The organism is Asticcacaulis sp. P4_H10 (assembly GCF_056400965.1).
Window position 1 is genome coordinate 126430 of the sequence record NZ_JBFUKH010000005.1, and the last position, 13627, is coordinate 140056.

Genomic DNA, 13627 nt, shown 5'->3' on the forward strand with positions numbered 1-13627 from the left:
CTTATCAGCATAACGATTAGCTTGTTAGCTAAATGTATATGCGTTCCCAACTCCCGTCAAGCCGCGCCGGAGGCCGCTCCATTATGTTCGAAAACATCGCACGCATCGATACCACTGTTGAGGCCGAGGCCGTGACCGGCAAGGTCGTCTGGTCGCCCGCCAAATCGTTATTCTTAATTGGCATGTATACCGGCACATGCGCCGGCCTCATCTTCTTTTTCGAGCCGGGCGCTATTCTTCTGTTCGTTGTGAAGACGGTCGCGGTCCTGCTCGTCGGACACTCCGTTGGCATGCATCGGCGCCTGGTCCACAAGAGCTTTGACTGCCCGTTATGGCTGGAGCGGTTTATGGTCTATATGGGCACATTGGTCGGACTTGGCGGGCCTTTTGCCCTGATTCGCACCCACGATCAGCGCGACTGGGCGCAGCGCCAGGGCCACTGCCACGACTATTTCTCCCACCGCCAGCCGCCCTTGATCGACGCCATCTGGCAGATGCATTGCGATATCCGCCTGGCAAAGCCACCGCGCATCGTCATCGAACCCGAAGTCGCCAATGACCGCTTTTACCAGCTCATTGACCGCCACTGGATGGCGCAGCACATTCCGTGGGCCATCCTGTTCTTCGCGCTCGGCGGCTGGGCCTGGGTTCTCTGGGGCGTGTGCGCGCAGATCGCCGTCACGGTAAGCGGCCACTGGCTGATCGGCCACCTGGCGCACACGAACGAAGCGCATGACTGGCATGTGCGCGGCGCCGGCGTGCAGGGACGCAATGTCGCCCTGGCCGGGCTGATTACCATGGGCGAAAGCTGGCACAACAACCATCACGCCTTTCCGGGCTCGGCGAAAATTGGCCTGTATGACGGCCAGTCCGATCCCGGCTTCTGGTTCCTCAAAAGGCTGGAGACCATTGGCCTGGTGCGCAATATCCGGATGCCCGAAGACCTGCCCGAGCGGCCACAACTGCACTGGGTGGGCTCACCGGAAGCCGAGGCGTCCACGCCTCTGAAGGCCTAGTCGATGCGCCGCTTGCCGACCACAAACAGACCGTAGGTCTTCACGAAGTCCCAATAGTCGCGGAACAGGTCGATGAAGAAGAACCAGCCCTGGCGGTACAACGGCTTGTCAACGCCGATGGCCAGGCTGGGGCCAGCCTCGCCCTTATAGGTGCCGAACAGGTGGTCCCAGACCGGCGCGATGGCGAAGTTGCCGACGCCGTGCGTCTTGTAGTCGAGGATGTGGTGCAGGCGGTGATGGTTGGGCGACTGGATCACCCACTTGCCGAACCAGCCCCAGTCAGAATCGATGCCCGAATGGATCAGCAGACCGATGGTGGTGACGGCCAGATTGACCGAAATCATGACCGAGATCGGCGCGCCCAGGATCGCCATCGGCGCATTGATGATGAAGACGCCCAGGAAAGCCGCCGGATGCGAACGCAGCGAGGTGATGACGCAGAAGTCTTCGGTCGAATGGTGATAGCGGTGCAGCGGCCAGAAAAAATAGGTATGGTCGATGCGATGGGTCCAGTAGTCGAAGAAGGTGTAGAGCCAGAAATAGACAAACACCTGGACGATTTCCGGCGTGGCGCTGAGGCCGATGTCGAAGCCCACGGCCTTGGACAATGCGTCGTGGATCCAGACGCCGAAGCCGGCCGAAAGACCGAAGGTCAGGACCTTGCCGATAAGCTGCATGAGCGGTGTCTGGCCGGCAGCGAGGCAGGCCAGGTCCATCTTGATGCTTTCTGTGCGAGCGAACAGGATGCGGCGCACCGAGCTCTTGTCCCAGCCGACCATTATCGCTTCGACATAGAGGACGAACGGGATCAGGGCGACCATAAGCGAGGCCGCGTCCAACACCTTGTGACGGATTTCATGGACGGTGATGCTGCGCACCACCAGGTTGACGGTAATTTCGTCGGGAACCATAGGTTCGACCAGCTTCCACACCGCCCACCAGGCCCAGAGGTAAAGGCCGAAACCGAGCAGCGCCACGCCGCGCCACGCCCAGGTCACGAGCTTTGCGCTCGGTGCACTTAAGGCAGGCGTTGCAATCTGGGGCGATCCGGCGCCGGGCGTCTCGGGTGTCATCGCGGTTAGTGTCCCCTAATCGGTCAGGCGAGCCATGTCCGCCCATTTTCGCCTGTCAGGATGCAAAACCCGGACCAACCCAGCTTTGCAAAACAGACGGAGTGTGCTTGTGATAGCCTATCTCGTCAAAGGTTTGATTAATGCCCGATACGCAAAGCACAGCTTCCCTCGATGCCTTCGTCTCCGCCCTGCCCAAGGCCGAACTGCACCTGCATATCGAAGGCTCGCTGGAGCCGGAACTGATGTTTGCGCTGGGTCAGCGCAACCGCATCGCCCTGCCATTCGACAGCGTCGAAGCGGTGCGCACCGCCTATGATTTCTCGAACCTGCAGGACTTCCTCGACATCTACTATCAGGGCGCCGATGTGCTGCGCGAAGAGGAAGATTTCTACGACTTAGGGATGGCCTATTTCCAGCGGGCGGCCGCCGATCACGTCCGTCATGCCGAAATCTTCTTCGATCCGCAGACCCACACCGATCGCGGCATCCCCTATTCCGTCGTCATCGAAGGCCTGCTGCGCGCGGCAAAAGACGCCGAAGCTTTGGGTCTGTCGGTGTCGATCATTCACAGCTTCCTGCGCCACCTCAGCGAAGAAGCCGCCTTCGACAGCCTGAAGATGGCAGAGCCTTATCTCCACCGGATTCTGGGCGTCGGGCTCGATTCGTCCGAGGTCGGCCATCCGCCGTCGAAGTTCGCCCGCGTCTTTGCCAGGGCGCGCGACATGGGGTTGAAACTGACCTGCCACGCCGGCGAGGAAGGCCCGCCGGACTATGTCTATGAAGCGCTGGACGTGCTGAAGATCGACCGCATCGATCACGGCAATCGCTCGTTGGAAGATCCAGACCTGGTGGCGCGCATCGTCCGCGAGGGATTGCCCCTGACGGTGTGCCCATTGTCGAACCACAAGCTGTGCGTTGTAGAAAGCTTACGCGACCATCCGATCCCGCTGATGCTGAAATACGGACTGAAGGCGACGATCAATTCCGACGATCCGGCCTATTTCGGCGGCTATGTGAACGACAATTTCAAGGCGTTGACGCGACTGGGCCTGATCAGCCGCGAAGACTGCCTGACCTTGGCGCGCAACAGCATCGCCGGATCGTTCGCCACGCCTGAGCGCAAGGCGCAGCTAATGGCTGAAATCGAGGCGTACGCGGCCGCGCGCTGACGGCCCTTTTGCCGGGCGCGCTGGCTTTTGCCCGGCCATGCGGGCATCGAGGAAATCGCCGAACGCCGTCGAGATCATCACTACGACCAGACCGCCGGCCAGCAGAGCGCCGCTTAAATATAGCGCCTGGATGTCGAACATTGCCCTTTGCCGCCAGGCCAGTATCCCGGCACTGATCAGGAAGGCAAGGATCGCGCGCGGCATATAGCCTCTTGGGCCGCGTAAGGCCGCAAAGATCGACGTGAAGATATAGAAGCTCCAGAAATAGACGTGGATGCCGACCAGCCAGCCGGCTGCCACCCAGGTCTTCCAGACATAGGCCGTGTACGAGCCATTCATAAAAGCGTCGGTCATGAAGACGGCTTCGTCGATCGAAGCGTACCACTGGGTCTGCGCCCCGGCGATAAATGTGTCGAAGGTCTGGTAGCTGTTGAGGTCTGTCGGCAAAAAGAACTTTACGCCAAGCAAAAGCAGGATGAACAGCTGCCATTCCAGCAGCTTCTCGGCGATCCAGGCGATGAAACGCCGGAATGTCATGCCCGTTCCCTCTTCCTATACTCCATATCGATAGTGCCCAGTCATCGGGTAGGTCAAGAGGTCGTCGTTAAGCTGGGCGCCAAAGCCGATATTCTGAATGACCATCGGGCGCTGCGTCAGGGGCGAGCGGACCTCGCTGACAATGGCGATATGGGTGCGCCCACCGGGCAGGTTGGTGATCAGGTCGCCCGGCCTGTAGTCCTCCGGATCTTGACTGACCGGCAGGCTCTGGCCAAAGCGCGTCAGGAAGACCTGGAGATTGGGCACGCGGCGATGGTCGATATTGCTGTCGGGCCGTTTCAGCCCCCAGGTCTTCGGGTAAAGCGCGAAATGCGCCGCCATGTCTTCATGGACGCGCTGCTGCAAATCGATGCCGATGGCGCGGTAGGCGCGGATGACGACGTCAGTGCAGACACCCTTCTTCAGCGGCACATCGCCATTGGGATAGGCAAGCTGCGTATAGGCCGGATCGTAGGCGAGTGTCTTCGAAATCTGGCTGTGGGCGCCTTTCAGCAACAGCGCCGCCTTGCCCTGCACGGGCACCTGGCTGCGGGCACAGCCGGCCAGGCTCAAGGCAGGAATGACGGCCCAAAACGCCCTGCGATCGATCAGCCTTCCCATTGCACCCTCGTCCCAAAGGTTACTGTTATTGAAGACGATAGTGATGGAAAGGGTTCTTGGCTTATTGATGGCGCAGCAGCGCCAGGCGTCGCCCATGAAAAAGGCCACCCGTTAAGGTGGCCTGGCTGACGAGAATCTCAAAAGAGATTACTTCGTCGCGTTCTCCATCGCGTTGCCGACGGAGGTGATGTCCTTGCCGACGCCCTTGATGGTGTTGCAGGCCGAAATCAAAGGCAGAAGGGCGATCAGGGAAAAAACCACAATACGTTTCATAGACTCTATCTCCTCTCACTGAGATATGCGTCCATAACACGCTTTTTCGGGTTTGCCGAGATCACCCTTCTGAGCCATTTGCCGGGTAGAATTAAACTTACTTTGCGGCGTCTTCCATAGCTTCGCCGACAGAAGTGACGTCCTTGCCGGCACCCTGGACGGTGTGGCAGGCGGTGGCCATGAGCGGGGCGAGACAAAGCAGCGACACGATTACAAGGCGTTTCATAGGTTTGTTCCTTCTGTGCCAAATTACACAGATAGGATTATCTCTGAGCGGGTGGTCAGTTTGCGATGTTGTTCGCGGGCAAAATCGTAAAAAGCGCGAAATGGCCCGTTGGCGCATGCCGCAGGCAGGTTTATGACGACCGGATGTCGTTACCCCCCTCCTTCTCTGTTGTCGTTATCGGCGCAGGCCCCGCCGGCCTAATGGCTGCCGAAGTCCTCGCCGGGGCCGGCGCACGCGTCGCCGTCTACGACCGCATGCCGTCGGTCGCGCGTAAATTTCTGATGGCGGGCCGCGGCGGGCTAAACCTCACCCATTCCGAACCGATGGACCGGTTCGGTAGCCGCTACGGCAAACGCGCCGCTGCGCTAAAGCCCGCTTTGGATGCATTTACGCCAAAAGACCTGCGCGCCTGGGCCGACAGCCTGGGCGCCGAGACTTTTGTCGGCAGCTCGGGCCGCGTCTTCCCCAAGGCCATGAAGGCTTCTCCGCTTTTGCGGGCCTGGTTGAACCGTCTGGAGGGCCTGGGTGTCGTCATCCATCCTCGCCACGACTGGCGCGGCTGGGACGGCGAAGCGCTTGTGTTCAATACGCCGAACGGAACAGCGCACGTCAAAGCCGACCGGACGATCCTGGCTCTGGGCGGAGCAAGCTGGCCGCGGCTCGGCAGCGACGGTGGCTGGGTACCCGTGCTGGAGGCCAAAGGCGTCGAAATCGCAGCGCTCAGGCCGGCCAATGCCGGCTTCGTGACGACCTGGACCGCGCATTTCGCCGGGAAATTCGCAGGCCTGCCGCTTAAGAACATCGCGCTCAGCTTCGGTGGCAAAACCGTACGCGGCGAAGCCATGCTGACGCGTACCGGTATCGAAGGCAGCGCTGTCTATGCCTTGTCAGGCGTCTTGCGCGAGGCCATCGCCCGTGAGGGCCACGCCGACCTGACGATCGATCTCCGGCCTGACATGAATGCCGGCCAGGTAGCTTCGAAACTCGGCCGCGCCTCCGCCAAGGACAGTTTGTCCAACCGCCTGCGTAAGGCGCTCAACCTGTCGCCCGCCGCCATCGGCCTGGTACATGAAACGAAAGCCGCCGACATCAAGGCCGTATCTCTACGCCTGACGGCCATGCAGGGGCTGGACCGCGCCATTTCCTCGGCCGGCGGCATCCGCTTTGAAGGCCTCACGCCAGACTTTGAACTCAGGGCCCTGCCCGGCGTCTACGCCATCGGCGAAATGCTCGATTGGGAAGCCCCCACCGGCGGCTATCTGCTTCAGGCCTGCTTTGCCACGGCCGTCGCGGCGGCGCGGGACATAACCGCAGCCGCGACCGCTGTGGCGAAGCATAAAATCTAGGTATATTGTCGAGCCGTCGTCATGAATTGCTGGGGGATAATTATAAATATCATACAAAAATGTTTAGTAGTGACACACTCCAGCTTTATTATTATCAAAAATTGTTATGTATAATTTTTCTCCATTGAGCTTAACCCCGCATAGAGATTTTCCATTGCTTCGATCGAAAAGCATTATACAATATTTCTTTGGCGAATTCATTTTAAAAGAAATTAATTTGATCTCAACTCACATCTCCTGTTGATGATTTTCTGCATTTCTTCCAACTTGTTTATGATGGAATAAGGTAAGCATCCTGTGTGGATCGGACGTTTACCTTAGAGAAAATGTGAGTTGTCTAAATATCCAAAGGCGGGCTTTCATTGGCTATAAATGAAAATTGGTCGCGTCCCGTGATGGCCTGAACCATCCGCTGATAGACGCCAAACCCTGCGCCGTCGTTGGTCATGACCACCAGTGCATCTGCGCTATCAGGTTCGGTTGCCAGATAGGCGGCGCAGCGCCCGTCGTTATTCCCCTCGTGTCCGACACGACGCCCCCTAGTCCCGTTTTCGATCTCGACGCCTAAGCCCCACCAGTGCGGCACGTTTTGACGCACGGCGACAAGGGGCGATACCATCGTAAGCCTGGTAGCTTCCTTCACCTGCCAAGGGGCGCGGCGGCGCCCCGACAGCAAAACCGCAAATCGCGCCAAGTCCTGGCTGCTTGTCAATAGACTGGACGCCGCATTGGTAAAGCGTACCCTCTTGGGCGGGCTTGATTTTGGATCAGCGCTGGCGCCAGCCTTCACCCAATCTGCCTGTGTCCAGTTCCTGACCGGTTCGCCCCACTCTGCCGCTAAACGGCTGACAAAACCTGAAACATCCCGCCATCCCTGGCTCTTTGCCACTCGTCCCCCGACATGCCCCCATGCGACATTAGGATCGTCGATATAAGCCGCGAATGTGCTTCTTGTCATGCCTGCTGGCTCGAACAGCAGGCGCCTTGCGATCACATCCAGGCCTTCATTGGTTAGCTTCTCCGCGACCAGTTGAAGCCAGAAAATGCCCTCTCCGGAATAGCTGAAATGGCTTCCAGGCTCGAACTGAAGCGTAAAGGACTCCGGCTTGTTCTCATCACCCCAGTTCGGAAGTCCTGACGTGTGCGTCAGAACGTGACGGGCTGTAATGGTCGCCAGCGCAGGATCCGCCGGCAGATATTCAGGACGAAAATACTCCACCAAAGGCTTTTCGAGATCAAGAATACCCTGATCAGCCATTTGCAAGGCTATATAGGCAAAAACAGCTTTACTGATCGAAGCCGCCTCGAATATCGTGTCCGCATCGACCTTTTGCGCCGTGCCCGCCTTGGTCACGCCTATGGCATGGACCCACGCGATCTCGCCATTTCGAACCAGTATGGCGCATAAGCCTGGCACACAGGCCGCGCGAACCAGGGTTGCCAGATGAGAGGCAAAATCCGATGGGACAGCCCAGCCGGCACCCGCCGGTTTTGCGTTGACTGGGCTGGTGAAGAACGCTGCCGAAGTACCGGTGGCGCCTCCCAGGAAAGCCCGCCGCGTCGCCCTGATTTTGTCGATTTTGTCTTTCACAATGCGCCGCCGATCATTTTGGGAAACATAATTCCCCCAAATGCAAGAAATTGCACAGAAAAACGTATATCATGATTGTTAAACTTCAAATTAATATTTGTTAATATGAATAACCTTCCGGCACGTGAGGCGATAATTACTTACGAGTATTTTCGCATTAGGCACTTCCGCAAGCGTTGCGCTGAAAGACGCCCCACTATCAACTGAATTTTCGGATGCGATATATGTTCACTTCGGGGCGCTGTCCCAGCCATAGGATTCCGCCAACCGGCTTCCGACCTCATTAATCAGCCTGGCCCCGCTTTCCTGAGCGTTAGTCATGATAGCAACACCGTACCCCTTGCGCAGATGTCCTCTGACATGAGCCTCGAAGCCCCAATTGCTGCCGCCATGATAGAAATACCATTCGTCACCGATCATGGCCAGTCTGAACCCAGCTCCGAAAGGCCCCACACCGATCGGCGTAAGCATCTCGCGTGCCATTTGCGGGCGCAGGAGGTTGCCGCCGCCTTCCTGAACGGACCGCTGCACTTCGATAACAACTGCAGCCAGGTCTGTCGCGGTTGTCCAGAGGCCTGCCGCCGATTGTTCGGGGTATACGTGCCACGGCTGATCCATGCGCTTGCCGTTGGCCGAATGCGCTGTCGCAGCCAGGGCCGCGATCTTTGAAGGCAGCGGCTGCTCGAACGTGCTGTTCTCCATGGCAAGCGGCTTCAGAACCAGATCGTGCATCAGGTCCTCGAATCGGCGCCCGGTGAGGTCCGTGAGCATCTTCTGAATGACGACGTAGCTTCCACCCGAATATTTGTAATCTTCAAAGGGCGGGCGCGTAAACGACACAGCCCCCGTGACCGACGGTGAGCGCCCCTCCAGAATATCGACTAGCGTCGGCAGAGGGACCGAGGGCGGATAACCAGGGAAACCGAAGCCATCTTCTGCGCCGGCGACATGGCCCATCAGGGATCGGGGGGTTACGGGCTTGCCTTTACAGTCCCGACAAGCTTTGAGGGACCAGTTCCGAAGATAGGCGTTGACATCGCCATCCAGGCGGATACGCCCCTCCTGGGCCAGTCGAAGCACCGCCATCGCGGTTAAAGGCTTGCTAATCGATGCGGCCTGGAATCGCGTGGCCGGCGTGACAGGAGCGCGAGACGCCGCATCCCGGACGCCATAGCATTTCGACCAATGGATCTGAGTATCCCGCACGACCGCGATGCTCATGCCTGGGACGCCCAGCTTTTGCATCATTACATCTATCGGCAACGCGGCGAGTTCACCGCCACCGGCACGGCCTCCGCGCTCGATACGGGCAATATGCACCTCGGCCCCAGTGCTTGCACCCATGCAGGGCGTTGTCAGCGCAGCAATACCACCGACAACCATTTCACGCCGATTGAACATCATCTGAAAGTTATCGCTTTAGTTGGCTTTTGTTGACCTTATCATTCATTGCGGACCCGCTTTAGTGAAATTATGTAATTAAACCTGGTCACGCGCCTATCACGCGTATGGGTTAGAGACTCTGATGAAAGCGCCGATGATTTCTGATATGACGCCGCCGGGTGGGTGGGGTATAGCCCATACTCCACCGGCGGAGTTTGCTTTCCGCCGGCGTTTCAGTTTTCGTTGATCCAGGTCACGCATGACGTCATCCGCAACGCCCGCGCGCGCGCCTGTGCCCGAAGGCTTCAAGCCGCCACAGACCAGCCTGCACACCCAGGTTCTGCCGGGTTTCAAGTGGTCGCTGGGCGTCACCCTGACCTATCTGTCGCTGATCGTGCTGATCCCGCTGGCGGCGCTGGCGGCGCGGCCGTGGGAGCACGGTCTGCAGGGCTTTCTGTTCAACCTCACCGACGAACGCGTGCTGTCAGCCCTGCGCCTGAGCTTCAGCGTCGCGGCGGCCGCCGCCTTTCTCAACCTGTTCGTCGGCCTGGCCATCGCCTGGGTGCTGACGCGCTATGAATTCCCGGGCAAGCGCCTGATGGACGCGCTGGTCGACCTGCCGTTTGCTCTGCCGACGGCCGTCGCCGGTATCGCACTGACCGCACTCTATGCGCCCAATGGCTGGATCGGCTCACTTCTGACGCCGTTCGGCATCAAGGTTGCCTATACGCCGCTTGGTATCTTCATCGCCCTGGTCTTTGTCGGCCTGCCCTTCATCGTCCGCAGCGTTCAGCCCGTCCTGGCCGAGTTCGACGCCGAGGTCGAGGAAGCCGCGCGGACGCTTGGCGCCACGCCGTTCCAGACCGCCCTTCGTGTCATCCTGCCGGGCCTGACGCCGGCCCTGATCTCGGGCTTTTCGCTGTCGCTGGCGCGCGCTGTCGGTGAGTATGGCTCGGTTATCTTCATCGCCGGCAACAAGCAGAATGTTACCGAAATCGCCCCCCTGCTGATTATCATCAAGCTGCAGGAATTCGACTATGCCGGCGCCGCCAGCGTGGCACTGATCATGCTGATGATGTCATTCGGCGTACTGATCGTGCTCAACATGATCCAGCTGTGGATTTCCAGCCGTGGCCAGGGAGCCGCGAAATGACCGCACGCGCCCCTGCCCTGCCCAGGACCGCCGGCGCCATCGGCCTGACCGCCACCGCCCTCCTGTGGCTGGGCCTGATCATCGTCCTGCCGCTGGTCGTCGTCATTGTCGAAGCGTTGAAAGACGGGCCTTCGCCTTACATGGCCGCCATGGCTCAGCCCGATACAATCGCGGCCATCAAGCTGACCCTGCTGGTTGCGGCCATCGCCGTGCCGCTCAACGCCGTCTTCGGGCTGGCGGCGGCATGGTGCATCACGCGCTTTGAGTTCAAGGGCAAGGGTCTGCTGCTGACGATCCTCGACCTGCCCTTCACCATTTCGCCGGTCATTTCGGGCCTGGTTTGGATCCTGCTGTTCGGCGCCAATGGCTGGTTCGGCGGCTGGCTGCGTGACCATGACATCAAGATTGTCTTTGCCCTGCCCGGCCTGGTGCTGGCGACCGTCCTCGTTACCTTGCCCTTCGTGGCGCGCGAGCTGATCCCGCTGATGATCGACCAGGGCACCGACGAGGAAGTCGCCGCCGTGACGCTGGGGGCGCGCGGCTGGGACGTCTTCTTCCGTATTACCCTGCCCAACATCAAATGGGCGCTGCTGTACGGCGTCCTGCTGTGCACCGCCCGCGCCATGGGCGAATTCGGCGCGGTCAGCGTCGTGTCCGGCCATATCCGCGGCCTGACCAACACCCTGCCCTTGCAGATCGAAATCCTGCACTATCAATATGAATCGGTCGCGGCCTTTGCCTGCGCCTCCATCCTGACGGGCCTGGCCCTGATTACACTTGTTCTTAAGACCCTGCTTGAGTGGCGCTTTGCCGGCGAACTGGCCGCCCACCGGAGACACTGAAGTTTATGTCTTTGATTGTTCAAAACGTTTCCAAGAGCTTCACCAACTTCGCTGCCCTGCACGAAGTGTCGTTTGAAGCGCGCCCGCGTGAGTTCCTGGCGCTTTTGGGCCCATCGGGCTCAGGCAAGACGACGCTGCTGCGTCTGCTGGCCGGTCTCGATCAGCCGAATTCGGGCTCGGTCACCTTCGAAGGCGAAGACTTCCTGCAGCTCAATGCGCGCGAACGCCGCATCGGCATGGTCTTCCAGTCCTACGCCCTGTTCCGTCACATGACCGTCGCCCAGAATATCGCCTTTGGCCTCGACGTCCGTCCGGGCAAGGAGCGTCCGTCCAAGGCCGACATCAAGGCCAAGGTCGACAGCCTGTTGAGCCTCATCCAGATGGAAGAGTTCGGCAAACGCTTCCCCAGCCAGTTGTCCGGCGGCCAGCGGCAACGCGTCGCGCTAGCGCGCGCTTTGGCCATCTCGCCACGCCTGCTGCTGTTAGATGAGCCGTTCGGCGCGCTCGATGCCCTGGTCCGCAAGGACCTGCGCCGCTGGTTGCGCAAGATTCACGACGAAACGGGCGTCACCACCGTTTTCGTGACCCACGACCAGGAAGAAGCGCTCGACCTCGCCGACCGCGTCGTCGTGCTCAAGGCCGGTGAGATCGAACAGATCGGCGAGCCTCTGGAGCTGTATCGCCAGCCCAAGACCGCCTTCGTCTTCGACTTCCTGGGTCACGCCAATATCGCGCAAGGGAATCTCTCGGGCGGCAAGGTCGCATTTGACGGCTTCTCGGTGCCGGCTGTGTCTTCGACCGCCGATGGCCAGGTGACCGTGCGCTTCCGTCCCTTCGACAGCGAAGTGTCGCGCACGGGTCCGGGCTTTGCCGGCAAGGTGCTGTCGGTTCTGCCGGCCGGCGCCAACCTGCGCCTGGAAGTCCGCCTTGGCGACGGCACGGTCTACGAGACCCAGCACGCCCACAGCTCCGACGCCTCGACCCTGCACGCCGGCGACCAAGTGTTTGTCCGCCCGACCAAGGTCTACGCCTTCGCTTGATCCTTTATCAACCGAACAAAAAGAAGCCTTCAAGTCATGGACTTGAAGGCTTGGCCTTACGAATGTTCTGTTGGCTAACTCCGCCGTAGGGAACGGCGTCCGGTCTCAAGCAACTTGATCATTACTTATCAAATTTCGTGGTCTTGGCGATACATTCTCTCGGGCCAGGTCTCAATTCGTTGAACCTCCACGCCTGCGGTCGCTCCCGCACACGCGGCACCTCCCGGTTACGACGCGATATTGGAAGTCCCCGCTCCAAGCTCACACGAAAGGACAGTGCCGTCAACAAAAATGATAGCGCTACCTTTCATTTATAAAACTTAATTTCTCACATACTTCAGGAGATCGCCCCCCTGCATGCGCTTAATAGAGCCTCATAGATTTGTGGTTTGATTAGCCATTCTAAACTCGAGGCTTAATATAAACCAATCTAGTAGAGATTAAAGTCAATTGACACAGTTTGGACTAAATCATATTAAATCAGTGTAGATTGATTACGGCAGCGGGAGAGGCAACACATGCTATCCATGAAAGCCAAATACGCGTTGAAGGCGCTTATTTATATGGCCCAAAGTGATGCTCCCCAGCTGCCCAGCAAGCAGATCGCGGAAGCTGAAAACATCCCGCAGAAGTTCCTGGACAATATTCTCCAGGAACTGCGCCAGAACGGTATCGTCGATTCCAAGCGCGGGATCTTCGGCGGTTACTTCCTGGCCAAGCCGCCCAAGGACATCTTTCTTGGCGACATTATCCGTATCATCGACGGTCCGCTGGCGCCTATCCGCTGCGCTTCGCTGACCGCCTATCAGAAGTGCGAAGACTGCCGGGATGAAGCGACATGCCGCCTGCGCCACGTCATGCTGGATGTGCGCAACGCCATGTCGGGCATTCTGGACGGCCGATGTCTGGCCGATCTTATCGGCGTAAAAGCCGCCTAACACCGTCTGATTTCACAGTTTCACCGCTATTCAAAGACGAGGATCACATGAGTGTATCGTCCATCGCGCCCGCGCGCCCAAATGTCGCCGAACTAAGCGACATCGAACGTCACATCCTGCAGAGCCTGCAGCAAATCCGCTTCGGCACGCTGGAAATCGTCATCCACGATTCCCGCGTCGTCCAGATCGAACGCAGCGAAAAGGTGCGCTTCGATGTCAAGGGCAAGCCCCTGAGCGAGAGCTTGTCTTGAGCGATCACGCAAGAAAGCGCGAAAGCCTGTCTTGAGCGATCAAGCAAGGAAGCCAGAGAGCTGTCTTAATAATCCGGGCTGAGCTTCGCAACCTCAGTCAAATCACAAACAAAAACAACAAAGTCGCTGACCAGACCTACTGGAGGTGATGTGCACATGACCATAGGA

15 protein-coding genes are annotated in these 13627 nt (G+C 59.0%); 8 read left to right on the forward strand and 7 right to left on the reverse strand.

Features of this window, described 5'->3' with window-relative positions; translation table 11 throughout:
- Positions 1-83: 83 nt before the first annotated feature.
- Entirely contained in the window at positions 84-1016 is a 933-nt protein-coding gene (locus AC1DON_RS10525; RefSeq protein WP_476934755.1) for an acyl-CoA desaturase, read from the forward strand.
- Here AC1DON_RS10525 and AC1DON_RS10530 read toward each other — a convergent pair.
- Positions 1013-2089 carry a sterol desaturase family protein gene (locus AC1DON_RS10530; protein ID WP_476934756.1) on the reverse strand — a complete coding sequence of 359 codons (1077 nt, stop codon included), beginning with the start codon at positions 2087-2089 and terminating at the stop codon, positions 1013-1015. The two genes, AC1DON_RS10525 and AC1DON_RS10530, sit on opposite strands and share 4 nt — an antisense overlap.
- A gap of 140 nt (positions 2090-2229) precedes the next feature.
- On the opposite strand from AC1DON_RS10530, the gene AC1DON_RS10535 reads away from it, so the two are divergent.
- Positions 2230-3258 carry an adenosine deaminase gene (locus AC1DON_RS10535; RefSeq protein WP_476934757.1) on the forward strand — a complete coding sequence of 343 codons (1029 nt, stop codon included), beginning with the start codon at positions 2230-2232 and terminating at the stop codon, positions 3256-3258.
- On the opposite strand, the gene AC1DON_RS10540 is transcribed toward AC1DON_RS10535, so the two are convergent.
- The 4 genes from AC1DON_RS10540 to AC1DON_RS10555 form a co-directional block, all read right to left on the reverse strand.
- Positions 3220-3795 carry a hypothetical protein gene (locus tag AC1DON_RS10540; RefSeq protein WP_476934758.1) on the reverse strand — a complete coding sequence of 192 codons (576 nt, stop codon included), beginning with the start codon at positions 3793-3795 and terminating at the stop codon, positions 3220-3222. The genes AC1DON_RS10535 and AC1DON_RS10540 overlap by 39 nt on opposite strands.
- 15 nt (positions 3796-3810) lie before the next feature.
- Entirely contained in the window at positions 3811-4416 is a 606-nt protein-coding gene (locus tag AC1DON_RS10545; protein ID WP_476934759.1) for a DUF1287 domain-containing protein, read from the reverse strand.
- Positions 4417-4563: 147 nt separating this feature from the next.
- The gene (locus tag AC1DON_RS10550; protein ID WP_209724277.1) at positions 4564-4689 is read right to left on the reverse strand and encodes an entericidin A/B family lipoprotein; all 126 of its coding nucleotides are present in this window, start codon (positions 4687-4689) and stop codon (positions 4564-4566) included.
- A 97-nt stretch (positions 4690-4786) separates the two neighbouring features.
- Positions 4787-4915, reverse strand: a complete 129-nt coding sequence (locus AC1DON_RS10555; protein ID WP_476934760.1) for an entericidin A/B family lipoprotein — start codon at positions 4913-4915, stop codon at positions 4787-4789.
- A gap of 143 nt (positions 4916-5058) precedes the next feature.
- Between AC1DON_RS10555 and AC1DON_RS10560 the strand changes: the two genes are divergently transcribed.
- Positions 5059-6261: a BaiN/RdsA family NAD(P)/FAD-dependent oxidoreductase gene (locus AC1DON_RS10560; protein WP_476934761.1), complete on the forward strand. Its 1203-nt coding sequence runs from the start codon at positions 5059-5061 to the stop codon at positions 6259-6261.
- 337 nt (positions 6262-6598) lie between these two features.
- On the opposite strand, the gene AC1DON_RS10565 is transcribed toward AC1DON_RS10560, so the two are convergent.
- Both AC1DON_RS10565 and AC1DON_RS10570 read right to left on the reverse strand, forming a co-directional pair.
- On the reverse strand, positions 6599-7852 hold the full coding sequence (locus AC1DON_RS10565; RefSeq protein WP_476934762.1) for a serine hydrolase domain-containing protein: 1254 nt from the start codon (positions 7850-7852) through the stop codon (positions 6599-6601).
- Positions 7853-8080: 228 nt separating this feature from the next.
- The gene (locus AC1DON_RS10570; RefSeq protein ID WP_476934763.1) at positions 8081-9256 is read right to left on the reverse strand and encodes a serine hydrolase domain-containing protein; all 1176 of its coding nucleotides are present in this window, start codon (positions 9254-9256) and stop codon (positions 8081-8083) included.
- Positions 9257-9494: 238 nt separating this feature from the next.
- Between AC1DON_RS10570 and cysT the strand changes: the two genes are divergently transcribed.
- From cysT to AC1DON_RS10595, 5 genes are all read left to right on the forward strand, one after another.
- Positions 9495-10388: a sulfate ABC transporter permease subunit CysT gene (gene cysT, locus AC1DON_RS10575; RefSeq protein WP_476934764.1), complete on the forward strand. Its 894-nt coding sequence runs from the start codon at positions 9495-9497 to the stop codon at positions 10386-10388.
- Positions 10385-11230, forward strand: coding sequence for a sulfate ABC transporter permease subunit CysW (cysW, locus tag AC1DON_RS10580; RefSeq protein WP_476934765.1), 846 nt, complete (start codon positions 10385-10387; stop codon positions 11228-11230). Before cysT ends, cysW begins: the two co-directional genes overlap by 4 nt.
- A 5-nt stretch (positions 11231-11235) precedes the next feature.
- On the forward strand, positions 11236-12270 hold the full coding sequence (locus AC1DON_RS10585; RefSeq protein ID WP_476934766.1) for a sulfate/molybdate ABC transporter ATP-binding protein: 1035 nt from the start codon (positions 11236-11238) through the stop codon (positions 12268-12270).
- Between the two features lie 527 nt (positions 12271-12797).
- Positions 12798-13208, forward strand: a complete 411-nt coding sequence (locus AC1DON_RS10590) for an RrF2 family transcriptional regulator (RefSeq protein ID WP_476934966.1) — start codon at positions 12798-12800, stop codon at positions 13206-13208.
- A 47-nt stretch (positions 13209-13255) separates the two neighbouring features.
- Complete coding sequence (locus AC1DON_RS10595) at positions 13256-13459, forward strand: YezD family protein (protein ID WP_476934767.1); 204 nt, start codon at positions 13256-13258, stop codon at positions 13457-13459.
- The last annotated feature ends 168 nt before the right edge of the window (positions 13460-13627 follow it).

Bases quoted from the DNA above. Each gene is read 5' to 3' on its own strand.
- AC1DON_RS10585 (WP_476934766.1), top strand. From the start codon at position 11,236: ATGTCTTTGATTGTTCAAAACGTTTCCAAGAGCTTCACCAACTTCGCT.
- AC1DON_RS10550 (WP_209724277.1), bottom strand. From the start codon at position 4,689: ATGAAACGTATTGTGGTTTTTTCCCTGATCGCCCTTCTGCCTTTGATT.
- AC1DON_RS10540 (WP_476934758.1), bottom strand. From the start codon at position 3,795: ATGACATTCCGGCGTTTCATCGCCTGGATCGCCGAGAAGCTGCTGGAA.
- AC1DON_RS10555 (WP_476934760.1), bottom strand. From the start codon at position 4,915: ATGAAACGCCTTGTAATCGTGTCGCTGCTTTGTCTCGCCCCGCTCATG.
- cysT (WP_476934764.1), top strand. From the start codon at position 9,495: ATGACGTCATCCGCAACGCCCGCGCGCGCGCCTGTGCCCGAAGGCTTC.
- AC1DON_RS10560 (WP_476934761.1), top strand. From the start codon at position 5,059: ATGTCGTTACCCCCCTCCTTCTCTGTTGTCGTTATCGGCGCAGGCCCC.
- AC1DON_RS10570 (WP_476934763.1), bottom strand. From the start codon at position 9,256: ATGATGTTCAATCGGCGTGAAATGGTTGTCGGTGGTATTGCTGCGCTG.
- AC1DON_RS10595 (WP_476934767.1), top strand. From the start codon at position 13,256: ATGAGTGTATCGTCCATCGCGCCCGCGCGCCCAAATGTCGCCGAACTA.
- AC1DON_RS10535 (WP_476934757.1), top strand. From the start codon at position 2,230: ATGCCCGATACGCAAAGCACAGCTTCCCTCGATGCCTTCGTCTCCGCC.
- AC1DON_RS10590 (WP_476934966.1), top strand. From the start codon at position 12,798: ATGAAAGCCAAATACGCGTTGAAGGCGCTTATTTATATGGCCCAAAGT.
- AC1DON_RS10530 (WP_476934756.1), bottom strand. From the start codon at position 2,089: ATGACACCCGAGACGCCCGGCGCCGGATCGCCCCAGATTGCAACGCCT.
- cysW (WP_476934765.1), top strand. From the start codon at position 10,385: ATGACCGCACGCGCCCCTGCCCTGCCCAGGACCGCCGGCGCCATCGGC.
- AC1DON_RS10545 (WP_476934759.1), bottom strand. From the start codon at position 4,416: ATGGGAAGGCTGATCGATCGCAGGGCGTTTTGGGCCGTCATTCCTGCC.
- AC1DON_RS10525 (WP_476934755.1), top strand. From the start codon at position 84: ATGTTCGAAAACATCGCACGCATCGATACCACTGTTGAGGCCGAGGCC.